Source organism: Tatumella sp. JGM94, assembly GCF_018257595.1.
GTDB classification, from domain to species: Bacteria; Pseudomonadota; Gammaproteobacteria; order Enterobacterales; family Enterobacteriaceae; genus Tatumella; species Tatumella punctata.
Map to the genome: position 1 here is coordinate 42,170 of NZ_JAERJN010000018.1, position 23,538 is coordinate 65,707.

27 protein-coding genes, 1 other RNA gene and 1 pseudogene are annotated in these 23,538 nt (G+C 49.8%); 9 read left to right on the forward strand and 20 right to left on the reverse strand.

The annotated features are described in order from the left end of the window. The first annotated feature begins 107 nt into the window (after window positions 1-107). The gene (gene mltF, locus JK216_RS13235) at window positions 108-1,550 is read left to right on the forward strand and encodes a membrane-bound lytic murein transglycosylase MltF (protein WP_212711954.1); all 1,443 of its coding nucleotides are present in this window, start codon (window positions 108-110) and stop codon (window positions 1,548-1,550) included. Here mltF and tadA read toward each other — a convergent pair. From tadA to JK216_RS13250, 3 genes are all read right to left on the reverse strand, one after another. Then, a complete protein-coding gene (gene tadA / locus JK216_RS13240; protein WP_212711964.1) occupies window positions 1,540-2,049 on the reverse strand; it encodes a tRNA adenosine(34) deaminase TadA in 510 nt (169 codons plus the stop codon). The genes mltF and tadA overlap by 11 nt on opposite strands. Window positions 2,050-2,146: 97 nt before the next feature. Continuing rightward, entirely contained in the window at window positions 2,147-2,788 is a 642-nt protein-coding gene (yfhb, locus tag JK216_RS13245) for a phosphatidylglycerophosphatase C (RefSeq protein WP_212708094.1), read from the reverse strand. Continuing rightward, the gene (locus tag JK216_RS13250) at window positions 2,788-2,967 is read right to left on the reverse strand and encodes a hypothetical protein (protein WP_212711955.1); all 180 of its coding nucleotides are present in this window, start codon (window positions 2,965-2,967) and stop codon (window positions 2,788-2,790) included. The genes yfhb and JK216_RS13250 overlap by 1 nt, the downstream gene beginning before the upstream one ends. Window positions 2,968-3,060: 93 nt before the next feature. Between JK216_RS13250 and JK216_RS13255 the strand changes: the two genes are divergently transcribed. Next, window positions 3,061-3,315 (forward strand): YfhL family 4Fe-4S dicluster ferredoxin, encoded by a 255-nt coding sequence (locus tag JK216_RS13255; RefSeq protein WP_212711965.1) that lies wholly within the window; start codon window positions 3,061-3,063, stop codon window positions 3,313-3,315. A gap of 10 nt (window positions 3,316-3,325) precedes the next feature. On the opposite strand, the gene acpS is transcribed toward JK216_RS13255, so the two are convergent. The 12 genes from acpS to JK216_RS13315 form a co-directional block, all read right to left on the reverse strand. Next, on the reverse strand, window positions 3,326-3,706 hold the full coding sequence (acpS, locus tag JK216_RS13260) for a holo-ACP synthase (protein WP_212708096.1): 381 nt from the start codon (window positions 3,704-3,706) through the stop codon (window positions 3,326-3,328). Next, the gene (gene pdxJ / locus JK216_RS13265) at window positions 3,706-4,437 is read right to left on the reverse strand and encodes a pyridoxine 5'-phosphate synthase (protein WP_212711956.1); all 732 of its coding nucleotides are present in this window, start codon (window positions 4,435-4,437) and stop codon (window positions 3,706-3,708) included. The genes acpS and pdxJ overlap by 1 nt, the downstream gene beginning before the upstream one ends. Before the next feature lie 51 nt (window positions 4,438-4,488). Further along, a complete protein-coding gene (gene recO, locus JK216_RS13270) occupies window positions 4,489-5,220 on the reverse strand; it encodes a DNA repair protein RecO (protein ID WP_212711957.1) in 732 nt (243 codons plus the stop codon). Between the two features lie 3 nt (window positions 5,221-5,223). Continuing rightward, on the reverse strand, window positions 5,224-6,129 hold the full coding sequence (gene era, locus JK216_RS13275) for a GTPase Era (RefSeq protein ID WP_212708099.1): 906 nt from the start codon (window positions 6,127-6,129) through the stop codon (window positions 5,224-5,226). Continuing rightward, a complete protein-coding gene (gene rnc, locus JK216_RS13280) occupies window positions 6,126-6,806 on the reverse strand; it encodes a ribonuclease III (protein ID WP_212708100.1) in 681 nt (226 codons plus the stop codon). The genes era and rnc overlap by 4 nt, the downstream gene beginning before the upstream one ends. 135 nt (window positions 6,807-6,941) lie before the next feature. Then, the gene (lepB, locus tag JK216_RS13285; protein WP_212708101.1) at window positions 6,942-7,913 is read right to left on the reverse strand and encodes a signal peptidase I; all 972 of its coding nucleotides are present in this window, start codon (window positions 7,911-7,913) and stop codon (window positions 6,942-6,944) included. Window positions 7,914-7,922: 9 nt separating this feature from the next. Next, window positions 7,923-9,722, reverse strand: coding sequence for a translation elongation factor 4 (gene lepA / locus JK216_RS13290; RefSeq protein ID WP_212708102.1), 1,800 nt, complete (start codon window positions 9,720-9,722; stop codon window positions 7,923-7,925). Between the two features lie 212 nt (window positions 9,723-9,934). After that, window positions 9,935-10,405, reverse strand: coding sequence for a SoxR-reducing system protein RseC (gene rseC / locus JK216_RS13295; protein WP_212708103.1), 471 nt, complete (start codon window positions 10,403-10,405; stop codon window positions 9,935-9,937). A gap of 2 nt (window positions 10,406-10,407) precedes the next feature. Next, entirely contained in the window at window positions 10,408-11,358 is a 951-nt protein-coding gene (gene rseB / locus JK216_RS13300; RefSeq protein WP_212710734.1) for a sigma-E factor regulatory protein RseB, read from the reverse strand. Between the two features lie 5 nt (window positions 11,359-11,363). Next, entirely contained in the window at window positions 11,364-12,014 is a 651-nt protein-coding gene (gene rseA / locus JK216_RS13305; protein WP_212708105.1) for an anti-sigma-E factor RseA, read from the reverse strand. Window positions 12,015-12,043: 29 nt separating this feature from the next. After that, a complete protein-coding gene (gene rpoE, locus JK216_RS13310) occupies window positions 12,044-12,619 on the reverse strand; it encodes an RNA polymerase sigma factor RpoE (RefSeq protein WP_212708106.1) in 576 nt (191 codons plus the stop codon). 444 nt (window positions 12,620-13,063) lie between these two features. Then, entirely contained in the window at window positions 13,064-13,828 is a 765-nt protein-coding gene (locus JK216_RS13315) for a methyltransferase (RefSeq protein ID WP_212708107.1), read from the reverse strand. A gap of 198 nt (window positions 13,829-14,026) precedes the next feature. Between JK216_RS13315 and srmB the strand changes: the two genes are divergently transcribed. Then, the gene (gene srmB, locus JK216_RS13320) at window positions 14,027-15,364 is read left to right on the forward strand and encodes an ATP-dependent RNA helicase SrmB (protein WP_212711958.1); all 1,338 of its coding nucleotides are present in this window, start codon (window positions 14,027-14,029) and stop codon (window positions 15,362-15,364) included. Between the two features lie 196 nt (window positions 15,365-15,560). Here the strand turns inward: srmB and grcA are convergent, their stop codons facing one another. Beyond that, entirely contained in the window at window positions 15,561-15,944 is a 384-nt protein-coding gene (gene grcA, locus JK216_RS13325; RefSeq protein WP_212708109.1) for an autonomous glycyl radical cofactor GrcA, read from the reverse strand. A gap of 248 nt (window positions 15,945-16,192) precedes the next feature. On the opposite strand from grcA, the gene ung reads away from it, so the two are divergent. Further along, window positions 16,193-16,870, forward strand: a complete 678-nt coding sequence (ung, locus tag JK216_RS13330) for a uracil-DNA glycosylase (RefSeq protein ID WP_212708110.1) — start codon at window positions 16,193-16,195, stop codon at window positions 16,868-16,870. 108 nt (window positions 16,871-16,978) lie between these two features. Here ung and grpE read toward each other — a convergent pair whose 3' ends face one another. Further along, the gene (gene grpE, locus JK216_RS13335; protein ID WP_212708111.1) at window positions 16,979-17,554 is read right to left on the reverse strand and encodes a nucleotide exchange factor GrpE; all 576 of its coding nucleotides are present in this window, start codon (window positions 17,552-17,554) and stop codon (window positions 16,979-16,981) included. 118 nt (window positions 17,555-17,672) lie between these two features. Between grpE and nadK the strand changes: the two genes are divergently transcribed. The 3 genes from nadK (at window position 17,673) to bamE (ending at window position 20,825) form a co-directional block, all read left to right on the forward strand. After that, window positions 17,673-18,551, forward strand: coding sequence for an NAD(+) kinase (gene nadK, locus JK216_RS13340; protein WP_212708112.1), 879 nt, complete (start codon window positions 17,673-17,675; stop codon window positions 18,549-18,551). An 86-nt stretch (window positions 18,552-18,637) separates the two neighbouring features. After that, entirely contained in the window at window positions 18,638-20,299 is a 1,662-nt protein-coding gene (gene recN / locus JK216_RS13345; RefSeq protein ID WP_212708113.1) for a DNA repair protein RecN, read from the forward strand. Between the two features lie 184 nt (window positions 20,300-20,483). Further along, on the forward strand, window positions 20,484-20,825 hold the full coding sequence (gene bamE, locus JK216_RS13350) for an outer membrane protein assembly factor BamE (RefSeq protein WP_212711959.1): 342 nt from the start codon (window positions 20,484-20,486) through the stop codon (window positions 20,823-20,825). Between the two features lie 83 nt (window positions 20,826-20,908). On the opposite strand, the gene JK216_RS13355 is transcribed toward bamE, so the two are convergent. Further along, window positions 20,909-21,205 carry an RnfH family protein gene (locus JK216_RS13355; RefSeq protein ID WP_212711960.1) on the reverse strand — a complete coding sequence of 99 codons (297 nt, stop codon included), beginning with the start codon at window positions 21,203-21,205 and terminating at the stop codon, window positions 20,909-20,911. Then, a complete protein-coding gene (locus tag JK216_RS13360) occupies window positions 21,198-21,632 on the reverse strand; it encodes a type II toxin-antitoxin system RatA family toxin (RefSeq protein ID WP_212708116.1) in 435 nt (144 codons plus the stop codon). Before JK216_RS13360 ends, JK216_RS13355 begins: the two co-directional genes overlap by 8 nt. Window positions 21,633-21,787: 155 nt before the next feature. Here JK216_RS13360 and smpB point away from each other — a divergent pair, with 155 nt between their 5' ends. Together smpB and ssrA are read left to right on the forward strand one after the other, a co-directional pair. Further along, the gene (gene smpB, locus JK216_RS13365; RefSeq protein ID WP_212708117.1) at window positions 21,788-22,270 is read left to right on the forward strand and encodes an SsrA-binding protein SmpB; all 483 of its coding nucleotides are present in this window, start codon (window positions 21,788-21,790) and stop codon (window positions 22,268-22,270) included. A gap of 49 nt (window positions 22,271-22,319) precedes the next feature. Further along, window positions 22,320-22,683, forward strand: a transfer-messenger RNA (tmRNA) gene (gene ssrA, locus JK216_RS13370). A 232-nt stretch (window positions 22,684-22,915) separates the two neighbouring features. Here ssrA and JK216_RS13375 read toward each other — a convergent pair. Further along, window positions 22,916-23,538, reverse strand: a pseudogene (locus tag JK216_RS13375) (DUF3672 domain-containing protein); the annotation flags it as partial.

A 23,538-nucleotide genomic window follows, 5' to 3' on the forward strand; every position in this document is an offset into this window, starting at 1 on the left:
CTCTTTGCCTTTTTGTTGCTCAAAATGCTCTCCGCGTCGGGGTACTATTCCTGTGTTTAACATCCTGCCAAAAGGCTGAACCCGGCGCTGATTAATGAGATAATACTTTGAAATACTTAAAGTTTAATTATCTTTTGATCGGTCTTGTCACTCTATTACTGGCAATAGCTTTATGGCCTGCGATACCCTGGCATTCAGGTTCACAAGACACTCTGTCGCAAATAAAATCGCGCGGAGTATTACGTATCAGCACCATAAATTCGTCACTGACCTGGCAAAAGATAAATAAAGATCCTACGGGAATGGATTACGAACTGGCCAAACGCTTTGCAGACTATCTGGGCGTGAAGCTGGAGGTCACTGTACGCCCGAATATTGAAAGCCTGTTTGATGATCTGAACAATCACCAGGCGGATTTACTGGCTGCGGGTCTGGCCTGGGACAGCCACCGCCAGCAAAACTACCGTAGCGGACCGGCCTACTATACGACCACGCAACAACTGGTCTACCGCGTCGACCGGCCACGGCCTAAAAATCTGGGTGATCTGCGAGGTACACTGGCCGTGCCTTCAGAGTCAGCGTTTATTCCGACCCTTAAAGCGGCAAAAGCAGATCAATACCCGCAACTTGACTGGAGCATAGAGAAGAAACTCAGTCCTCAGGCAGTGCTGGAACAGGTAGCCTCAGGCAAACTGGACTATACCATCGGTGATTCGGCGACCATCGGTATGATGCAACGTATTCACCCGAAACTGGCTGTCGCGTTTGATGTCACCAGTGAGACTCCCGTGAACTGGTATATGGCAAAATCTGCTGATGATAGCCTGAATGCTGCCCTGCTTGATTTTTATAACCGTTTAAATGAAGAAGGTACTCTGGCGCGGCTGGATGAAAAATATTTTGGCCATACGGGAAGCTTTGACTATGTTGATACCCGGACATTTTTACGGGCGATTGACAGTACCCTGCCTTCCCTGCAGCCACTGTTCAAAAAATATGCCAGCCAGATAGACTGGCGTTTGCTGGCAGCGATTGCTTATCAGGAGTCACACTGGGATCCGCGGGCCACATCACCGACCGGCGTCCGGGGGATGATGATGCTCACCCGTAATACGGCCGACAGTCTGGAGGTCAGTGACCGGCTGGATGCTGCCGAAAGTATTCGCGGTGGCAGCCAGTATCTGCAAAATCTGATGGATAAAATGCCGGAAACTATCCCTTCAGATGAGCGTATCTGGTTCGCCCTGACTGCCTATAATATCGGTTATGCCCATATGATGGATGCCCGAAAACTCACCATGAAGCAGGGGGGCAATCCCGATAGCTGGGCCGATGTCAAAACCCGGTTACCGCTGCTGGCTCAGAAACGTTATTACAGCCAGACAACTTACGGCTTTGCCCGCGGCAATGAAGCCTATAATTACGTGGAAAATATCCGTAAATACAATATCAGCCTGGTCGGATACCTGCAGGAAATGCAGCAGAAACCGCCGGTTATGCCGGAATCCGATCCTATAACACCGGCTGAACCACAAATTGCTATGAACTAAGTGACTGATTTTCCCGCTGCGCCTGGCGCAGCGCTTTTTTTTGTGCACGACGCAGGCGGAAAAAATCACTTAACTGGCTGGCACATTCGTCAGCCAGTACCCCTCCGGTAACCTCTATCCGGTGATTCATCCCCGGGTGACCGGGCACATCCAGTAAAGACCCCGCAGCCCCGGTTTTCCCATCACTGGCACCGAATACCAGCCTGGAGATACGGCTGTGTACCATCGCCCCGGCACACATTACGCAGGGCTCAAGGGTGACATACAGCGTTGTGTCGAGTAAGCGATAATTGTTCAGTGCCCGCCCGCCATTACGCAGCGCCATGATTTCAGCATGTGCTGTCGGATCATGTGATGCCACAGGATGGTTCCAGCCTTCGGCAATCAGCGCCCCCTGAGACACCAGGACCGCACCGACCGGAACTTCATTATTATCCTGAGCCCGCTTTGCCAGCGATAATGCGTAACGCATCCAGTACTCATCATTTTTTTCGGTCAACACTTTATCCCCGGTTAATATTTTCGCGGCGCATTATACCGGGATCACTGATGAATGCGTAGCAGCGGTCGCGGTCCTCCGGCCGGAGTATTGTCGTTCACCCTTCGCCGAGCGGTTCAATCTCTCCGCGGGCGGTGACACGCCAGCGATGACTGCAGCAGGCCATTAACGGATTATCCTGACGACTGTCACTGTAACCGCTGTAAAGCCGCAGCGGGCTGCCCAGTTGCCGTTCCAGCTGCCTGACTTTTTCTTTACCAATACAGCGCAGAGTCAGTACCCGCCCTCCGAGACTGCGTCGCATCTGTGAACCGATAATATTTACCGCGGGTAAAAAAGAGGACTGATGATACACACTTTCCACCAGCGTCACCGGCGACCCGGTAATTAACCAGACACTGGTATCCGTTGCCTGAAGATAGTGATTAAGCCGCCGGTGCACATCCGGAAACGGGATCACCCGTGGCCGGAACCAGCGACAAAACGCCTGTTGCTGCCGCTGTAAAAATGCTTCACTGTGCCCGACAGTCACCGACCAGAGTAACAGGCTGACAGGCCAGCGTGAGGCCCGGCCACAGACCAGTAACCCGCCGGCAATAAGCGGTATCAGCAACAATAGCGGCAACAGATTTAACGGTTGCCGGACAAGGCAATAGCGCAGATAACTGCCGAATAAATCCTGTTTATGGAGCGTGCCATCAAGATCGAAAAACACCACCCGTTGTTGTGCTTTTTTCATTATTTATGACTCTTCAGAGCTCTGCCGATACTCACCGTATCCTGACTGTAGCAGATATCACCACAATGCCGGATATACCGGGTACCACTCATAGGCTGCGGATTGATCCCCGCCTTGCGAAGAACATCACCGCAGGCATTATTGGGCTTTAACCGCTTCTGTGGTAAAGTGCGCGCCATTAACCCGCCTTTTAGTGTGGGATAACGCTGTCGCCGGAGCTAACCACAGAAACCCCGGTTGTGATGAAAAATGGTATAAGGCAGATAACCGAAGTGGCATTACTGATAACTACGCGCTGTATAAATTGTGATATGTGCGAACCCGAATGCCCTAACCAGGCGATTTCAATGGGGGATACCATCTATCAGATTGATGCCGATCGCTGCACCGAATGTGTGGGTCATTACGACGCACCGACCTGCCAGAGTGTCTGCCCGATCAATAATACTATTATCACCGATCCGCAGCAGACAGAAACCACCGAAGCATTATGGGAAAAGTTTGTGACCCTGTGGCACTCTGCCTGAGTCAGCGGAATCAGTTTTCCAGGATTACCGTCGCGCAGGCATAACGACGTTCATCCGCCAGGGTAACATGCACATGGCGAACGCCCAGATTTTCTGCCAGTGCACTGGCCTGACCAAAAAAACGCAGACAGGGTTTACCCAGCGCATCATTGAACACTTCAAACTGGTTGAAAGCCAGCCCGCCGCGGATTCCGGTGCCAAACGCTTTGGCAACGGCTTCTTTTACTGCAAACCGTTTCGCCAGAAAACGCACCGGCTGATGGTGTTGCTGATATTGCTGCCATTCGAAATCAGTCAGTACCCGGCGAGCCAGCCGGTCACCGGACCGGCCAATCACCTGCTCAATGCGTTCAATCTCAACAATATCAGTACCCAGCCCGAGAATAGCCATTAACGACGCGATTCTCTGAGCAGGGTTTTCATTTCACCTACTGCCCCGGCCAGGCCGGTGATCACTGCCTTGCCGATAACAGAATGGCCGATATTCAACTCATAGATCTCTGGTATCGCCGCAACCGGTAAGACATTATGGTAAGTCAGTCCGTGACCGGCATTGACTTTCAGACCGCGGGAGACGGCATATTGCGCGGCTTCACGAATACGTTCAAGTTCAGCATCCTGAGCCGGCCCCTGCGCAGCTTCCGCATAAGCCCCCGTATGAATCTCGATAAACGGTGCCCCGGCAGTAACCGCTGCGTCAATCTGCCGGCGATCTGCATCAATAAACAGGGACACCAGAATACCGGCCTCACTGAGGCGCTTGACGGCGGCATTGAGTTTTTGCTGCTGCCCTGCCACATCCAGCCCGCCTTCGGTGGTCACTTCACGGCGGTTTTCCGGCACCAGACAACAAAAATGCGGACGTGTCTCACAGGCAATGTTTAACATCTCTTCGGTGACAGCCATTTCCAGATTCATCCGTGTCTGGATAGTTTCACGCAGCAAACGAATATCACGGTCAGTAATATGGCGGCGGTCTTCGCGTAAATGAACTGTGATCCCATCAGCGCCGGCCTGCTCAGCAATAAAGGCGGCCTGCACCGGATCCGGATAGCATGTGCCTCTGGCATTACGTAAGGTGGCGATATGGTCAATATTGACCCCTAATAATAATTCCTTCATGACAATCCTCAGTCTGAATAATGGCACCCGGCGGGTTCAGGAGCTCCCTGATCACTGTTTGTCTGGCGCTACTGTCCCGGCGGGCAACGTAAATTGCCGGAATAATTCCTGGCTCTTTAATGGTTTACCACCAAGATAAGGCTTTAAGGCTATACGTGTAAAACGTTTTGCTGCTTTCAGGGTATCGCCGTCCGGAAAATCACGCGCATAAAGTGCCAGCAAATGCCGGCCGGTGAAACTGCGCTGGGTCACTACCAGGCTGGCGATAAAACCTTTTTCGTCCCGGTAACTGTAAGTCATTGTTTCACTGACAGGTTCGCCACTGCCGGCGCAATGTAAAAAGTCGACCCCGTAACCAAGATGCCCCAGCACCGCCAGTTCGAAACGACGTAATACGGGCTCAGCCGATCCGGTGGCCGCAGCCAGCCCCTGAATACAGTGCAGATAGTCGAAAAACAGTTCGGAGAAGGGAATTTCCTGTCCCAGCATACGGGAAAGCAATTCATTGACGTATAAACCGCAGTACAGATACGTACCACTGAGCGGCAGTGCCAGCGAAATGGCTTCGGCACTGCGGAGGGTTCTGATATCACCTTTACCGGACCAGCGAACCAGTAACGGCGTAAAAGGCTGTAAGGTACCTTTCAGTTGCGAACGTTTGGAACGGGCGCCTTTTGCCAGCACCCGGACCCGGCCTTCGCTTTCGCTGAACAGATCCAGTAACAGGCTGGTTTCGCTGTACGGGCGACTATGCAGTACAAATGCGCGTTGCCAGCCTTCCATTGGTTAAAGGTCGTCAGTATAACCCAGGCTGCGTAACGCACGTTCATCGTCCGCCCAGCCGGATTTCACTTTAACCCACAGTTCCAGATGCACTTTAACTTCAAACATCTGTTCCATATCTCTGCGGGCTTCAATGCCGATAGTTTTAATTCTGGAACCTTTATTACCGATCACCATTTTTTTCTGGCCTTCCCGCTCGACCAGAATCAGACCATGGATATCGTAACCGCCGCGTTCGTTATTCACAAACTGCTCGATTTCGACCGTTACTGAGTAAGGCAGTTCAGCCCCCAGAAAACGCATCAGTTTTTCACGGATGATCTCTGAGGCCATAAAGCGCTGAGAACGGTCGGTCACATAGTCTTCAGGAAAATGGTGATCTGCTTCCGGCAGGCGTTTGTGCACGATAGCGGCAATCGCATCGACATTATTCCCGTCTTCAGCACACATGGGGACCACATCCAGGAAATCCATTTTCTGGCTCAGCATCTGAATATGCGGCAGTAAAATAGATTTATCCTGCAGGTTATCAATCTTGTTGATCGCCAGGACTACCGGTACTTTGCCTGCTTTCAGTTTACCCAGCACCATTTCGTCATCATCTGTCCAGCGGGTTCCTTCCACGACAAAGATAATCAGTTCCACATCCCCGATAGAACTACTGGCTGCACGGTTCATCAGGCGGTTAATCGCCCTTTTTTCTTCCATATGCAGGCCGGGGGTATCAACATAAATAGCCTGATAATTGTCCCGGGTATCAATACCCATGATACGGTGTCGCGTGGTTTGTGGCTTACGCGAGGTAATAGAAATTTTCTGACCCAGTAACTGGTTCAGTAAGGTAGATTTACCGACATTTGGCCGGCCTACAATTGCGATAAAACCGCAATGGGGTGCTTGTTCGCTCATTCAATTCCTAACTTAGTCAGCGCCTGTTCTGCGGCTGCCTGTTCTGCTTTGCGGCGGCTGGAACCAACACCAACCACCGCATCATCCATCCCGCTCACCTGACAATGAATAGTAAATTCCTGGTCATGTGCTTCACCGCGTACCTGTACTACCAGATAGGAAGGTAACGGTAAATGACGGCCCTGTAGAAATTCCTGCAGGCGCGTTTTCGGGTCTTTTTGTTTATCACCCGGACTGATTGATTCCAGGCGACTCTGATACCATTTGAGGATCAGTTGTTCTATTTGCTGTATATCGCTGTCGAGAAAAATCCCGCCAATCAACGCTTCAACAGTATCGGCCAGAATTGACTCGCGGCGGAAACCGCCACTTTTCAGTTCTCCCGGACCAAGGCGCAGACACTCGCCCAGTTCAAACTCGCGGGCCATCTCCGCCAGAGTATTACCGCGCACCAGGGTAGCACGCATCCGGCTCATGTCCCCTTCATCCACGCGCGGGAAGCGGTGATATAAAGCATTAGCAATCACATAGCTGAGTATTGAATCTCCGAGAAATTCCAGCCGCTCATTGTGTTTGCTGCTTGCACTGCGATGCGTTAATGCCTGCTGCAGTAAATCTGCTTGTGAAAAAGTATAGCCCAGTTTCCTCTGGAGCTTAGTCATCAGGATGGGGTTCATGCGTTTCCAGCTCTTATCTTACGTCTGTTGCTCTGCACACGAAACAGGGCTGATACAGCACTCTCTGTTTAGTGTGCAGTGGCCTGCCGGCCAGGTTTGAGAAACAAGGCCCGCAAATGCGGGCCCACATTAGTATTAATGGATGCCACCAATACGGCTCAGGCGTACACCTGTCGGCCACTGGCCTTCCTGTTTTTTGAAGCTCATCCAGATGGCAACGGCTTTACCCACCAGGTTCTTCTCAGGAACAAATCCCCAGTAACGGCTGTCAGCACTGTTGTCGCGGTTGTCGCCCATCATAAAGTACTCACCGGCAGGTACAACCCATGTTGCCGGGGGCTGACCTGGCTGCTGGTAATAGGAACTGACCGGACTCTGTGCTTCATTAACCAGTAAAATATTATGGGTGACATCACCAAGGGTTTCTTTGCGGATCCCAAGGCGCAGTCCGCCCTGCATACTTTGATCCAGCGGTAGCTGATAGAATCCGTTACCGACTTCATTACCGTCAAAACCACTGAAGGTCTGCACAAAGTTACTCGGTTCCATATCACTGTAGGTCACAGGGACCGGATTACCACAATGGCCAAAACCACAGCCCGGAGTGATGGAGAGGGTTTTACTGTAAGGGTCAAATACCACCTTATCACCAGGTAAACCAATCACACGCTTAATATAGTCGACACTGGGATCTTTCGGATATTTAAACACCACCACGTCACCACGTTTCGGGTGGCCGGTCGGGATCAGCGTTGTCTGGGTAATCGGATCTTTCAGTCCGTAGGCAAACTTTTCGACCAGAATAAAATCACCGATCAGTAAGGTCGGCATCATGGATGCCGACGGAATCTGAAATGGCTCAAAAATAAATGAGCGCACAATGAAAACCACAAATAATACCGGGAATACCGATACAGAGGTTTCAATCCAGCCCGGTTTACGGTCAACAGCGCTCAGGGCTGTTTTATCCAGCGTATTACCCGCCTGTTCCTGAGCCTGTTGCTGCTTCCTGCGGCGGGCCGGCGCCCACACAAATTTATCAATGCACCAGATGATTCCGGTGATTAAGGTCGCTAACGCCAGAATCAACGCGAACATATTTGCCATGCCAGGTCCTTATTTATTGTCCTTGCCCACATGAAGAATGGCTAAAAACGCTTCCTGTGGTAACTCTACGTTGCCCACCTGCTTCATACGTTTTTTACCGTCTTTCTGTTTCTGCAACAGCTTTTTCTTACGGCTTACGTCACCGCCATAACACTTGGCGAGTACGTTTTTACGTAATTGTTTCACTGTCGAACGGGCAATAATGTGGTTACCAATCGCAGCCTGAATCGCAATATCAAACTGCTGACGCGGGATCAGATCTTTCATCTTTTCCACCAGTTCACGTCCGCGATATTGCGAATTATCACGATGGGTAATCAGTGCTAACGCATCAACACGTTCTGAGTTAATCAGAACATCGACACGTACCATGTCAGAGGCCTGGAATCGTTTAAAATTATAATCCAGAGATGCATAACCCCGCGACGTCGACTTCAGCCGGTCAAAGAAATCCAGAACAACTTCAGCCATCGGGATTTCATAGGTTAATGCAATCTGGTTTCCATGATAAACCATATTGGTTTGCACGCCGCGTTTCTCAATACAAAGTGTAATGACGTTACCCAGATACTCCTGCGGTACCAGCATATGACACTCAGCAATAGGTTCGCGTAATTCTTCAATATTATTCAGAGGTGGCAGCTTGGAAGGGCTGTCCACATAAACAGTTTCACCGTCTGTGGTCTGTACCTGGTAAACCACGGTCGGGGCGGTAGTGATCAGGTCGAGATCATACTCACGCTCCAGACGTTCCTGGATAATTTCCATATGCAGCAGACCGAGGAAACCACAACGGAATCCAAAGCCCAGTGCCGTAGAGCTCTCCGGCTCATAGAACAGCGATGCATCATTCAGGCTGAGTTTACCCAGCGCATCACGGAATGATTCATAATCATCAGAACTGACAGGGAACAGACCCGCATATACCTGTGGCTTCACTTTTTTAAAGCCCGGTAACGCTTTATCCGCCGGATTGCGGGCGCTGGTCAGGGTATCACCTACCGGTGCACCTAAAATGTCTTTAATCGCACACACCAGCCAGCCAACTTCGCCACACCCCAGGGAGTCGCGGTCAACCCGCTTCGGTGTAAAGATACCTAACCGATCAGCGTTATAGACCTGTCCGGTACTCATTACCTTAATTTTCTCACCTTTGCGCAGGGTGCCGTTTTTAATCCGCACCAGTGACACTACGCCCAGGTAGTTATCAAACCATGAGTCGATAATCAGTGCCTGCAACGGGCCTTCAGGATCACCTTCCGGGGCCGGGATATCACGGACCAGACGTTCCAGCACATCTGGCACACCGATACCGGTTTTTGCCGAGCAGCGCACTGCATCTGTTGCATCAATCCCAACAATATCTTCAATTTCCTGAGCCACACGGTCAGGATCGGCTGCCGGCAGGTCAATTTTATTCAGTACCGGAACGACTTCGAGGTCCATTTCCATGGCCGTATAGCAGTTGGCCAGGGTCTGGGCTTCAACCCCCTGCCCTGCATCCACCACCAGCAATGCCCCTTCACAGGCCGCCAGTGACCGGGAAACTTCATAAGAAAAGTCGACGTGTCCCGGAGTATCGATGAAATTCAGCTGATAGGTCTGACCATCCGTCGCTTTATAATCCAGCGTCACACTCTGTGCTTTAATGGTAATACCGCGTTCACGTTCCAGTTCCATTGAATCCAGAACCTGAGCAGCCATTTCACGATCGGTCAGCCCGCCGCAGGTCTGAATCAGGCGATCGGAAAGCGTAGATTTGCCGTGATCGATGTGCGCTATAATGGAAAAGTTTCTTATATGCTTCATTTATATGAATATCTTCGCGTAAAAACGTCTGTTGAATACCCGGGCACAGAGATGATAAGTAACATCACTCGTTACTCGTATTGAGTCAGCCTCATTAATGAGGAGGCATATTACACTGTTAAGGGCCGCTACGAAAGCCGGTAACCCGGTGTAATTGCTACAGAGAAAGGTAAATTCAGGTGTGAAAAAGGCCGGACATTGTCCGGCCAGGGTTACTCACTCTTTACGTTTTCAAAACGTAATGTATCAGGTGGCAAAGCAATACTGAGGATCACTGGCTGAAAAGCTTCTTTATCACCGATCAGCGCCGAGATGCCTTTAGACAAAATAAAACCACCCACGCCGCCAAGCAATGCGCCACTGGCCGAGGCGAGATCCGAATGAAAGAGCATCTGAAACAATCCGGCAAGCATAAACAGCCCCAGTAGCGGAGTCATATAGACTAACAGCGCAGAGCCCAGCAGACTGCTTTCGCGGATGCCTAACTCAATACGCTGGCCCGGCTGTAGTGGCTGTTTACTGGCAATCTGCATAACTTCGGCATCTGCAGGCCCAAGTTTATTCAGTAAATGGCTGCCACAGCCTTTGCGGGCCGTACAGCTATTACAGGAGGTTTTAGCCTCAGTATGCAGTGTCGCTATCCCGTTTTCCCAGCTAGCAACCGTTGCCCATTCTCTCATCATAGTCAGTTACCTGTATCAACACTATCCGCAATACGTTTCGCGGTTGCCGGAGGAAGTTCGCCAACAACACTTATTTCTTTATTATTACGTATTTCCACCTGAATGGTACGTCGTCCAGTGCGCAATGTCTGATTCAGGCTGTATTTATCTGCATCAGTCACATTAATGGTAAAGGTAAATAAACCATCAGAGTAAAGCCGGGTTTCGAAAGCTTTCCCGATATTCGGGATTTGACGGCGGGTCTGAGAAATCATTTGCATACCGGCGGGCAGCCATGCGGGCTTCCAGGAAAAATTAACCTTCTCCCCTGCCGGCAAAGAGATAACCGGCGGCAGACTGGTGTCTTTCAGCGCCTGCATCATGCGGCTGATACCGTTATCCACCGCAAAACTGATCACCTGGAACTGCTCGATAGTCTCACCGTCCTGGTCCAGCAGGTCAACGCGTAATGGCAGGGAGGTATCAACATCCAGCCAGATGACATAGCTGTAGCGGGAACCATCATGAGAGACAACCCGCACTACATCACACATCTGATCGGCCACCCGCGAACGGCCAACCGGAATAAAATCATAGAAATCGTGTAACCGGCTAAAATCGGCATACAGTACCGAAGGCAGACCATCAATGATGTGCTCTCCGGGTAAGGTAAAGGGCTCTAAACCAGATTCAAAATAGCTGATATTGTTACCGCGCTGGATAATTTCACGCCGCGGGCCATCCATTTGCAGCATCTGGGCATAAGTCTGTCCGGAAACCAGCGCATGACGATAACGCAGTGATTCAATCCCCTGCCGGGAAACATTGATATAGGCGAGTTCGTAATTAAGACTGGCGCTGGCTTGTTCCATCTTTTCCAGCAATGCCTCAGACGCAGACTCCTGCGCTGAGGTGGCAAATGAAAAAAGTAAGCTACCAGCCAGAGTAGCTATCAGACGAAACGTTTTTTTCATTACTGCTACTGAATACCCAGAGACTGATTACCCGGCACATTGATCTGTGCCTGTTCAGGAGCACCCGACTCGAACTGGTCATTATTCAGACGGCGTTGCAGTTCATAGTCCTGCAGCATCGCATTAACTCTGCGGCGCTGGTCCTGAACCTGCTGCGAAGCATTGCCCGCATCAAAGATATCTGAAGGGACACCCAGACTTACCGGAGACGCTTTACCCATCATCGGCAGGGTATTAAATGCCGGGGTATCTGAGGTGTCAGCCGCATTGCTGGTGCCTGTCGGCGAATTACCATAGTGCTGCACCCCGACAATAACCGCCAGAGAAACACAGGCTGCCACACCCACCTGAGCCAGTTGTGCCATCCACGGGTGATTTTTGCCGAAAAACGGCATTTTACGCCAGCGTGAAGGAACCGGCTGGGCTTCCGGAATCAGCGAGGTCACATTACGGGCCGGTTCCTGCGCAATAGCTTCTGCAACACGGGCCGAGATATCAAAATGAACCACTGTTCCGACATCGCCACGCATCGTATCACGGATAAGATGATAATCAGCCCAGTGCTGCTGCAACTCTGCATCTTTAGCCAGCGAAGCAATCAATGACTGATCTAATATTTCACCATCCATTAAAGCGGAAAGTTGTTCTTTCTGCATGCCTTTTACCTTTCAAGTAGCCGCTGTCACTAGCGCTGGATCAGCGGTTGAACTTTGTTATCAATAGCCTCGCGGGCCCGGAAAATCCGTGAACGTACAGTTCCTACCGGACAGTCCATAATCTCAGCAATCTCTTCGTAGCTCAGGCCATCAAGCTCCCGGAGAGTAATTGCCATCCGCAAGTCCTCAGGTAATGTTTCTATCGTTCTAAAGACAATTTGTTTCAATTCGTCTGACAACATTAAATTCTCAGGGTTCGAAATTTCTTTTAATGCCCCTGCACTTTCGAAATTTTCTGCATCTGCCGCATCCACATCACTGGATGGTGGCCGGCGTCCCTGAGCTACCAGGTAGTTTTTCGCTGTGTTGACAGCAATACGGTATAACCAGGTATAGAAAGCACTATCGCCACGGAATGACTCAAGGGCACGATAGGCTTTGATAAATGACTCCTGCACAACGTCCGGAACATCCCCTGACGGTACATAACGCGACACAAGGCTCGCCACTTTATGCTGGTATCGGATCACCAGTAAGTTAAATGACTTTTGATCTCCTTTCTGGACGCGCTCAACAAGAACCTGATCTGTTAACTGCTCGCTCATCCGAGGTAATATCCCCACAAAATATGTTCTACATCCAATAAACCACCAGCAACATCTCACAAAATCGGAGCAAGCGGTGACTTAGAGCAGATACTTTAAAGAAAGTTCATCATTCCCTGGGTTTTCCGGATAACAGAGCCAGTAAGCTGCATTATCATCTGTCATCCGGGCCTTGTGTTACTGATAAACTAAGTCCTTCACAGCCCATTATAAGTGAGCAAAGGTAATATTACTGGCAGGTTACCTGATCACACTCAGCTTTTCATCTCTAATTCAGAGCCCGGCCCGGTAAAACAAACCACACTGCGAACCGTTGGTCCGGCAGCACTTATTTTACCTGACGTTCATTGTCCGAAACACGGCAGAAAATGACCGGCCCCGCCGCCGGAAAGGCTCATTACACCATTCCCGGTGATGGCGGTATTAACCATAAGCGCTGACCCGCTATGCTGATGATGGCTGACTGCGGGCCGATAAATAAAAATCCCCTGTCAGTTGCCGGTAACCGGCAGAATACTCCGCTGAAGGATCACGGATAATCAATTGCTGCTCCGTACAGCCGCCGTTTTGTAAGGACAAAAAAGCCAGAATCCGGTGCGGTTGTCGGTCGGCGTATTCACAAATATGTACCCGGGTACGTAATCGCCAGCCTTCATGTTGCGCCAGTTTAATAAATGCCTGCCCTTCACTGGCCGGCAAAATGACACAAAATATGCCCTGTGGCGTAATATGCTGCTGTGCACTTTGCAGCAGCGCCAGGTGAGTCAGGGTGGTAGTGTAGCGGGCGGTCTGTCGTGTTGAAGAACGGCAACTGACACCGGGACTAAAAAATGGCGGGTTACTGACAATCACTGCGTAAGGTTGCGTTATCTGTGGTTCCCACGTCAGGATATCCGCATGATGCACGCAAATTGCTTCCGGCCACGGTGATTCGGCAATATTCTGTCTGGACTGAGTCACCGCCGATGGCTCAATCTCAACCGCATCGATTTGTGGCCTGATACCTTGCGCAGCAATACGTTGCGCCAGCATCAGGGAGATCAGGCCACTGCCACTGCCAATATCCAGAACCCGGCCATCATCAGGCAGCGGTGTACTGGCACCTAAAATAATACCGTCGGTGCTGACTTTCATGCCACACTGATCATGGGCGACGAAAAATTGTCGGAAGGTAAAACCATTTTTTCTGAAACTGGGCGCAACCGGCATTTATCCTGTCCTGCATTATGTTGTGACACTGAATAAGACCGCTAAGTGTACCTCCCTGCCATAAATATTGCCGTGAAAATCATGGTCTGTGGCCGGCCTGAAGGGGATAAACATCATTTAGCGGTCATCAGAAAGCAGACAACAGATGAAGAATGCGCCCGAAGTGTCTATAATCAGCGCCCCAAACAGAGGTAGACCATGACTGTAACCACATTTTCCGAACTTGAACTTGATGAAAGCCTGCTTAATGCACTGCAGGATAAAAATTACACACGTCCCACTGCTATACAGGCAGAGGCAATTCCACCCGCACTGGATGGACGTGATGTCCTGGGTTCAGCACCGACAGGTACCGGAAAAACAGCGGCCTATTTACTGCCCGCATTACAACATCTGCTCGACTTTCCCCGTAAAAAGTCAGGTCCTCCGCGTATCCTGATCCTGACACCGACACGTGAACTGGCAATGCAGGTTGCTGAACAGGCCCGTGAACTGGCGAAATATACCCACCTGGATATTTCCACCATTACCGGCGGTGTGGCGTATATGAACCATGCTGAAGTATTCAGTACTAATCAGGACATTGTTGTCGCGACCACCGGCAGGCTGCTGCAATATATTAAAGAAGAGAACTTCGATTGCCGCGCAGTAGAAACACTGATCCTGGATGAAGCCGATCGCATGCTGGATATGGGCTTCGCCCAGGACATTGAAACCATCGCCGGGGAAACGCGCTGGCGTAAGCAGACATTATTGTTCTCGGCTACCCTGGAAGGGGAGCATATCGAAGATTTTGCTGAGCGGATACTGAATGAACCGGTTACCGTTGAATCCGATCCCAGCCGCCGTGAACGTAAAAAAATTCAGCAATGGTATTACCGTGCTGATGACCTGGAACATAAAACCAGACTACTGATCCACCTGCTGAAAAAACCAGAAGCCAGCCGGGCGATTGTGTTTGTGCGTAAGCGCGAGCGCCTGCACGAAGTGGCTGAGTGGTTGCGTCAGGCTGATATCCGTTGCAGCTATCTTGAAGGTGAGATGGTACAGGCTAAGCGTAATGAAGCCATCAAACGACTGACCGAAGGCCGGGTGAACGTGCTGGTCGCCACCGATGTTGCTGCACGTGGTATTGATATTGATGATGTCACTTTGGTGATTAACTTCGATCTGCCGCGCACTGCTGATATCTATCTGCACCGGATTGGCCGCACCGGCCGGGCCGGAAAGAAAGGTACCGCTTTGTCACTGGTTGAAGCTCATGATAACGAACTGCTGATTAAAATTGGTCGTTATCTGAATGAGCCGTTAAAAATCAGAACCATTGATGAACTGCGGCCAAAAACCCGTGCACCTTCAGCCACTGGTCCGAAAAAGCCGTCAAAAAGACAGCTGGAAAAACGTAAAGAGAAAAAGAGAGCTGAGGCGGATAAACCGCGGGTAAAACAGCGTCACCGCGATACTAAAAATATCGGTAAGCGCCGCAAATCATCAGTCACCGCAGCCTCTCAGAAGCCGGAACAGTCTCCGGATTAAAAATCCATCACCACCGTATAAAAGTCGCCCCTGCGGGGCGATTTTTATCACTGTAAACAGTCGTTTTTTACCCTGTTACCCGAAGAAAAAATTCTGACAATCAAAAATCAGATAAATATTTTTATTTATAAAAAATATCAATACGTTATAAATAAAAACGGGGCACAAAGTGCCCCGCTAATACCGGATGATCAAATTACAGGCTTTCGGTAAAAGTACGGGTAATAACATCACGCTGTTGTTCCGGTGTCAGAGCATTAAAACGTACGGCATAGCCTGATACACGGATAGTCAGCTGCGGATATTTTTCCGGATGCTTAACAGCATCTTCAAGAGTTTCGCGGCGTAAAACATTTACATTCAAATGCTGGCCACCTTCAACACGTACCTGCGGTTTTACTTCTAAAGGAATTTCACGATACTCAATATCACCCAGCTCCTGTAAAGAGACCAGCTGATCAGCCTGATAATCACCTTTCGCACACAAACAACGTGCTTCGGCGTTTTCTTCATCAAGTAACCAGAAAGAGTTAAGCAGCGCTTTATTACTGGTTTTCGTGATTTGAATTCCGTTAATCATATTTTTCCTCCCGGGAAAGAAACGGTCATTTAAAAGAATCCGTCTGGATCAACAACATGCTCACTGTATAACAAATAACCAGACCTGCTTCCTTGACCTCAGTCAAAAAAAACCAGAGATCAAATATAACCTTATGATATAAAACGGTTTCTTACGTAAATTATACTCGCAATTTTTCAAATTAATTTTAAGGCTTTACCTGAAAGAGAAAATGGTTAAGCTGGCCGGGAATACTCAGGAGTAAAAAAATGACAACGACACTGACGTGGCATGATGTACTGGCAGCCGAAAAGCAACAGGATTACTTTATTCAGACTCTGAATAGCGTGGAAGAAAGACGCCGCCAGGGTGTCACCGTCTATCCGCCGCAAAAGGATGTATTTAATGCCTTCCGGTTAACCGAACTGCATCAGGTGAAAGTAGTTATTCTCGGTCAGGATCCTTATCACGGTGCGGGTCAGGCACATGGCCTCGCATTTTCTGTACTGCCGGGGGTAGCAACACCACCTTCATTACTGAATATGTACAAAGAACTGGAACAGGATATTGAAGGCTTTACGCGGCCAAACCATGGTTACCTGGCAAGCTGGGCAACTCAGGGGGTACTGCTGCTGAACACGGTTTTAACTGTCGAAGCAGGAAAAGCCCATTCTCATGCCCGACTGGGCTGGGAACAGTTTACAGATCAGGTTATTTCACTGATAAATCAGCATCGTGAGGGGGTTATATTTTTACTGTGGGGCGCCCATGCGCAGAAAAAAGGCCGTATTATTGATCGCCAGCGCCACCATGTATTGCAGGCACCACACCCGTCACCGTTATCAGCCCACCGCGGTTTTTTTGGCAGTAAACCGTTTTCTCAGGCGAATAGCTTACTGGAACAGTCAGGACGTACAGGCATTAACTGGATGCCGGAGTTACCCTGAATAAATGTCCTGCCCCTGACCCCGGGCAGGACAACGCCAGCTTAGCGGGCCATTTTCCGGCCCCGATAACCTGCCAGCAAAAGTATATTCATCGGTAACAGAGGATGATTATGCTTTCGCTTTAGACACAGCCACCATCGCAGGACGCAACAGGCGGCCATTCAGGGTATAACCGTTTTGCATCACCATCAGTACATGATTCGGGGCCACATCTTCAGACTCGACCATCGACATAGCCTGATGTACATCCGGGTTGAAAGGTACGTGAGTTTCCCCCACCACTTCCACACCGAATTTACGAACCGCATCTAACAACGATTTCAGGGTCAGCTCGATACCTTCAATCATTGACGCTAATTCAGGGTTACTTTTATCAGCGACCTGTAATGCGCGCTCCAGGCTGTCGATCACTGGCAACAGTTCGTTAGAAAATTTTTCCAGCGCAAATTTATGGGCTTTTTCGACATCCAGTTCGGTACGACGGCGAATATTTTCCACTTCAGCCTGCGCACGTAACTGGGCATCGCGTACTCCGGTACTTAACGTTGCCAGCTCCGCTTCCAGCTGAGCAATACGCTCATCACGGGGATCGGCTGTGCCTGCATTCTCTGCGGTGGCCTGTTGTTCTGCCGACTGCTCTTCTGAAAAGTGCTCGTTAGGGGTATTCTGTTCTTTGCTGCTCATGAAAATCTCCGCGTTTTCAATATTCATATCGCCGGTGAGCTTATTATGGGGATCAAAATTACGGATTCAAGGGACTCTGTCATATTGACTGATGTTTTGGTTAGAGGAATTACCGCAAATGAACACTTTTTTTAAATGCATTGGAATTGTCGGCCATCCGCGGCATCCGAATGCTCTCGCCACCCATGAAATGCTGTGCCACTGGCTGACCGGAGAAGGCTACCGGGTTATCGTGGAACAACAAATTGCGGCAGAACTGAAACTGCAGCAGGTCAACACCGGAACCCTGGCAGAGATTGGCCAGCTGGCCGACCTGGCAGTGGTTATTGGCGGGGATGGCAATATGCTGGGAGCTGCACGGGTGCTGTCCCGTTATGATATTAAAGTTATCGGCGTCAACCGCGGTAACCTTGGGTTTCTTACTGATCTTGACCCGGAAAACGCTCGCCAGCAATTAGCCGACGTACTGCAGGGGAATTTCTTTACCGAACAGCGTTTTCTGCTGGAAGCCAGAGTCTCCGCCCCCGGAGGAGATCCGCGCATAGCAACTGCCATTAATGAGATTGTGCTTCACCCGGGTAAAGTCGCCCATATGATTGAATTCGAAGTTTATATCGATAATAACTTTGCCTTCTCACAGCGTTCGGACGGACTGATTATCGCCACCCCCACCGGCTCAACGGCTTACTCTCTGTCGGCCGGTGGTCCCATCCTTACACCGGGACTGGAGGCCATCAGCGTGGTACCAATGTTCCCTCATACCCTGTCGGCCCGGCCACTGGTAATTAACAGCAGCAGCATTATTCATCTGCGGTTTTCAGCCATGCGCAGTGACCTGGAAATCAGTTGTGACAGCCAGATAGCCCTGCCCATCCAGGAGGGGGAAGAAGTACTGATCAAGCGCAGTCCGCAACACCTTGATTTAATCCACCCCAAAAACTATAACTATTTCAATACACTGAGCACAAAACTCGGGTGGTCAAAAAAATTATTTTAAAAATTGCGTAGCGTCTCTTTACTGTATAAAAAAGCTGATTATACTGTACAAAAAAACAGTCATGTTTTTACATACAGGTGAATACTATGCTGGCACAACTGACCATCAGTAATTTTGCAATTGTTCGTGAACTGGATATCGACTTCCAACAGGGAATGACCGCCATCACCGGCGAAACCGGTGCCGGTAAATCAATTGCGATTGATGCGCTCAGCCTGTGTCTGGGCACCAGAGCAGAAGCCGACATGGTCCGTCCGGGTGCTGCGCGGGCTGATATCTGCGCCCGTTTTCGCCTGCAGTCATCATCCTCAGCCCGCCAGTGGCTGACGGAGAATCATCTCGACGACAATGACGAATGTCTGTTGCGCCGGGTCATCAACGCCGATGGCCGGTCTCGGGGGTTTATTAACGGCACTGCGGTGCCACTTTCACAGCTGAGAGAGCTCGGACAGCGACTGATTCAGATCCACGGGCAGCACGCCCATCAGCTGTTACTTAAGCCGGAACACCAGCGCCATTTACTGGATGCTTATACTGATCCGACACCGTTAGCCGTGCAAATGCGCCACAATTATCAGCAATGGCACTCGGCCTGCCGTGCACTTGCTGCACTTCAGCAGCAAACCCAGGAGCGTGAATCACGCCGTGAACTGTTACAGTACCAGCTAAAAGAACTGAACAGCTTTGCGCCGGCCGCCGGAGAATATGAAGGCGCAGACAATGAATACAAGCGGCTGGCAAACAGTGGTCAGCGTCTGACCGTCAGCCAGCAGGCTTCGCAGATAGTATCAGACAGCGATGATGTTACCCTGCAATCGCTGATGCACAGTTCCCGTCAGATGGTAAGCGAGCTAATTTCGATGGATGACAGTCTGCTTCCGGTATTGAATATGCTGGAAGACGCCGCCATTCTGATCAGTGAGGCCGGTGATGAATTACGTCATTATTGCGAGCGGATCGACCTTGACCCTAACCGGCTTCAGGAGCTGGAGCAACGTATATCGCGGCAGATTTCGCTGGCACGGAAGCACCATGTGTCTCCGGAAAACCTGCCGGATTTACATCAACAGTTACTGACAGAATATCAGCAGCTGGAATCTCACGATGAAGACCTGGAACTGCTCAGCCAGCAAGTCAGCCAGTATCATCAGGCAGCTCTGGACACTGCACGACAAATGCATCAGCAACGGTGCCACTTTGCAGCGGAACTGTCGGCAAAAATAACCGAGTCTGTTCACCAGTTATCGATGCAGCACGGTAAATTTGTTATTGATGTCAGCTTCCGTGAAGACCGCCTGACCCCCGAAGGGGCCGATTATGTTGAGTTCCGTGTCAGTACCAACCCCGGTCAGCCATTACAGCCCTTAGCAAAGGTCGCTTCCGGCGGAGAAATGTCTCGTATTTCCCTGGCTATTCAGGTAATTACCGCGAAAAAAATGGAAACTCCGGCCATGATATTCGATGAAGTCGATGTAGGGATCAGCGGCCCGACAGCCGCCATTGTCGGAAAAATGTTACGTCAGTTAGGGGAATCAACCCAGGTGATGTGTGTAACACACCTGCCGCAGGTCGCAGGTTGTGGTCATTCTCATTTCTTTATCAGTAAAATAACCGACGGAACAATGACCGAAACCCAGATGCGGTTACTGGATAAACCCGCAAGGCTGCATGAATTAGCCCGTTTGCTGGGGGGAAGTGAAGTCACACGTAATACCTTAGCGAATGCTAAAGAACTTTTAGCCGCCTGATTTGGCACTTTTTTCTTTATCGGAAGTCATATGCATACTCTGCAAAGGTTTCCATCTGGCGAAAGGTCTATTATTATCGATATCTTATCTCGCCGGACGAAACAAACCTGTTACAGGCAGAATTCATCGTTGATGGCAAAAACCGCCTTGCACAGGCACAAGTGTCCGAAAAAGGAATGTATACATGCGCAGTAAAATACTGGCTGCTGCTGCAGTAGTAATGTTGATGACAACTGCAGGTTGCTCAACTCTTGAACGGGTTGTTTATCGTCCGGATATTAACCAGGGTAACTACCTGGTTGCGAGTGATGTCAGTAAGCTTCATACGGGCATGACACAGCAACAGGTTGCCTATACTCTCGGTACTCCGATGATGCGTGATCCTTTTGGCAGCAACGTCTGGTTCTATGTGTTCCGTCGCGAGCCAGGCCATGAGCCGGTCACCCAGCAAACCCTGACCCTGACGTTTGACAGTAACGGGACACTGACGAATATCGTCAACAAACCGGCACTGACAAAAAATTAATCCGAAACCCTTTCAGATTAATAAAAAAAGCGCAGTACCGACTGCGCTTTTTTGTCCCTGAACAGCATAGTAACCCGCCGATATTATTTCTTATTTGCATTGGCTGAGCGTTCAGCCCGCTGGCGGCGCAGCTCTTTAGGATCGGCCAGTAGCGGACGGTAGATTTCAACCCGATCTCCGGGCGATACAACGTCCTGTAATTTTACCGTGCGACTAAAGATACCGACTTTATTTTCTGCCAGATTAATGTCTTTACGTAATGTGGTCAGCTCGGAAGTTTCTATCGCCTGCTCTACCGTACAGCCCTCTGGCACAGTAACGGTACGCAGATACTGTTTTTCCGGTAACGCATAAACGACTTCAACCTGAATATCAGCCACGGTATACCTCTTTCGCCCGCAAACTAAAGGCCTGCACCATACTGTTTGCCAGCTCTTTAAACACCCGGCCAAACGCCATTTCTACCAGCATATTGGTAAATTCAAAGTCGAGGCTTAACTCAACTTTACAGGCATCATCACCCAGGGGCACAAACAACCAGCCACCGGTCAGTTTACGAAACGGGCCATCGACCAGCTGCATATGAATACGCTGATTATCGGTCAGTGTGTTGCGGGTGGTAAATGTTTTACTGATCCCGGCTTTAGAAACATCCACCGAAGCAGTCATTTGATCTGCTGAGCTGTCGAGGATCCGGCTACCAGTGCAACCCGGCAAAAACTGCGGATACGCATCAACATCATTAACAAGCCGGTACATCTTTTCAGCGCTGTACGGAACCAGCGCTGAACGACTAATCTGAGCCATAACACTTCCTGCTTAGTAAAAAACATACCGATCATACCAGTTTCAGAAGTTAAACAAAAATGTCTTCATGCTACCGGCGTGCTAGAATGTGCTTCTTATTACCCCCGTCACGGGGGATGGTTTCTGCGCATAAGTGGTGTAAAATAAGCGATATTATGACTAAGAAAAAAGCTCACAAACCCGGTTCTGCAACCATTGCCCTGAACAAACGTGCCCGCCACGAATACTTTATCGAAGAGGAATTCGAGGCCGGACTCTCATTACAAGGATGGGAAGTCAAATCACTGCGTGCAGGCAAAGCCAACATCAGTGAAAGCTATATTTTGCTGCGTGACGGTGAAGCCTTTCTGTTTGGTGCCACCTTCCAGCCATTACTCGGTGCATCCACCCATGTGGTCTGTGATCCTACCCGTAACCGTAAGCTGCTGCTAAAGCAACGCGAACTGGATTCCATTTTCGGTCGTGTAAACCGCGAAGGTTACACTATTGTTGCTCTTTCCCTGTACTGGAAAAATGCCTGGTGCAAACTGAAAATTGGTGTTGCTAAAGGTAAGAAAGAACATGACAAGCGTGATGACATCAGAGAACGTGAGTGGAAAATAGACAAAGCACGTATTATGAAAAAAGGAAATCGCTAAACTACTGGTGTAGCTTATGCTTTTCCTGATATAGTAACCGACAGTACTTGGGGCTGATTCTGGATTCGACGGGATTTGCGAAGCCCTAGGAGCATGCCGAGGGGCGGTTGGCCTCGTAAAAAGCCGCAAAAAAATAGTCGCAAACGACGAAAACTACGCTTTAGCAGCTTAATAACCTGCTGAGAGCCCTCTCTCCCTAGCCTCCGCTCTTAGGACGGGGATCAAGAGAGGTCAAACCCAAAAGAGATCGTGTGGATACCCTGCCTGGGGTTGAAGCATTAAACTTAATCAGGCTAGTTTGTCAGTAGCGTGTCCATCCGCAGCTGGCAGGCGAATGTAAAGACTGGACTAAGCATGTAGTGCCGACGGTGTAGTAATTTCGGACGCGGGTTCAACTCCCGCCAGCTCCACCAATCATGATTGGACAGTGACCGGACAACGCGAGAGAAATCAAGCATCTAGCCACTGTACCCGGACACCGGCCAGACGGTAAAGGGACATGAAAGGATACGTAAAAGAGCCGCGGCTCCTGAACGTAAGAAAAAGCCCTAGACTTCGGTCCGGGGCTTTTTTGTATCCGTCGAAAGGATACTGCCTGGCGAAGGACAAACGTAGAAGTAGTTTACCCGTCTGCGAAAGGTGCGATTACGCCTTTGAAGCAACTACCATAAGATAATCCATCAGTCTCGTTAAAAGTCCGTCCGTTTGATAAGCATCGTATCCAACAGTACATGATTGCCCTGCGGCCAGCGTGAAGGAGTATGATTGCATATTCACATCAATCGGCAGGTTGGTGAAGTTGGCTGATACATTGCTGTCCGCTTCAACCTTGTACCTTACCGTTCCATCAACTTTTATCTGCACTCTTGCAACGCTGCTTTCGCCTGAGTTTCTATTCTTAATTGCATATGCATATATGGCAGGAATTGCAATAACACGATTGATGGATGTTGCCGGGATTGTTACCGTTCCCCCCTTCGGCAAATAAAACATCTTGCAAACATCGCCATCTATGTTGTTTGCGCTCAGCGTTCCCTGGATGTTGCAATTTTTCCCAATAGTTACATTATCAATAGTCCCCTGACTCGCATAAACAGTTCCCCTTACCGTTACATTGTTGAATATGGCGTATCCGTCTTTCCTGATCAGCCACCCTGTAGATCCTGCCGACCAGTCGTAGTTATTTGAGGAGATATAATCCCCGATTTTCGCACTCGTAATTGACGCATCAGCAATGATTGCTGAATCCATAACAACCTGGTTATTAA

Bases quoted from the DNA above. Each gene is read 5' to 3' on its own strand.
- yfhb (WP_212708094.1), bottom strand. From the start codon at position 2,788: ATGAAAAAAGCACAACAACGGGTGGTGTTTTTCGATCTTGATGGCACG.
- JK216_RS13250 (WP_212711955.1), bottom strand. From the start codon at position 2,967: ATGGCGCGCACTTTACCACAGAAGCGGTTAAAGCCCAATAATGCCTGC.
- acpS (WP_212708096.1), bottom strand. From the start codon at position 3,706: ATGGCTATTCTCGGGCTGGGTACTGATATTGTTGAGATTGAACGCATT.
- pdxJ (WP_212711956.1), bottom strand. From the start codon at position 4,437: ATGAAGGAATTATTATTAGGGGTCAATATTGACCATATCGCCACCTTA.
- recO (WP_212711957.1), bottom strand. From the start codon at position 5,220: ATGGAAGGCTGGCAACGCGCATTTGTACTGCATAGTCGCCCGTACAGC.
- era (WP_212708099.1), bottom strand. From the start codon at position 6,129: ATGAGCGAACAAGCACCCCATTGCGGTTTTATCGCAATTGTAGGCCGG.
- rnc (WP_212708100.1), bottom strand. From the start codon at position 6,806: ATGAACCCCATCCTGATGACTAAGCTCCAGAGGAAACTGGGCTATACT.
- lepB (WP_212708101.1), bottom strand. From the start codon at position 7,913: ATGGCAAATATGTTCGCGTTGATTCTGGCGTTAGCGACCTTAATCACC.
- lepA (WP_212708102.1), bottom strand. From the start codon at position 9,722: ATGAAGCATATAAGAAACTTTTCCATTATAGCGCACATCGATCACGGC.
- rseC (WP_212708103.1), bottom strand. From the start codon at position 10,405: ATGATGAGAGAATGGGCAACGGTTGCTAGCTGGGAAAACGGGATAGCG.
- rseB (WP_212710734.1), bottom strand. From the start codon at position 11,358: ATGAAAAAAACGTTTCGTCTGATAGCTACTCTGGCTGGTAGCTTACTT.
- rseA (WP_212708105.1), bottom strand. From the start codon at position 12,014: ATGCAGAAAGAACAACTTTCCGCTTTAATGGATGGTGAAATATTAGAT.
- rpoE (WP_212708106.1), bottom strand. From the start codon at position 12,619: ATGAGCGAGCAGTTAACAGATCAGGTTCTTGTTGAGCGCGTCCAGAAA.
- JK216_RS13315 (WP_212708107.1), bottom strand. From the start codon at position 13,828: ATGCCGGTTGCGCCCAGTTTCAGAAAAAATGGTTTTACCTTCCGACAA.
- srmB (WP_212711958.1), top strand. From the start codon at position 14,027: ATGACTGTAACCACATTTTCCGAACTTGAACTTGATGAAAGCCTGCTT.
- grcA (WP_212708109.1), bottom strand. From the start codon at position 15,944: ATGATTAACGGAATTCAAATCACGAAAACCAGTAATAAAGCGCTGCTT.
- ung (WP_212708110.1), top strand. From the start codon at position 16,193: ATGACAACGACACTGACGTGGCATGATGTACTGGCAGCCGAAAAGCAA.
- grpE (WP_212708111.1), bottom strand. From the start codon at position 17,554: ATGAGCAGCAAAGAACAGAATACCCCTAACGAGCACTTTTCAGAAGAG.
- nadK (WP_212708112.1), top strand. From the start codon at position 17,673: ATGAACACTTTTTTTAAATGCATTGGAATTGTCGGCCATCCGCGGCAT.
- recN (WP_212708113.1), top strand. From the start codon at position 18,638: ATGCTGGCACAACTGACCATCAGTAATTTTGCAATTGTTCGTGAACTG.
- bamE (WP_212711959.1), top strand. From the start codon at position 20,484: ATGCGCAGTAAAATACTGGCTGCTGCTGCAGTAGTAATGTTGATGACA.
- JK216_RS13360 (WP_212708116.1), bottom strand. From the start codon at position 21,632: ATGGCTCAGATTAGTCGTTCAGCGCTGGTTCCGTACAGCGCTGAAAAG.
- smpB (WP_212708117.1), top strand. From the start codon at position 21,788: ATGACTAAGAAAAAAGCTCACAAACCCGGTTCTGCAACCATTGCCCTG.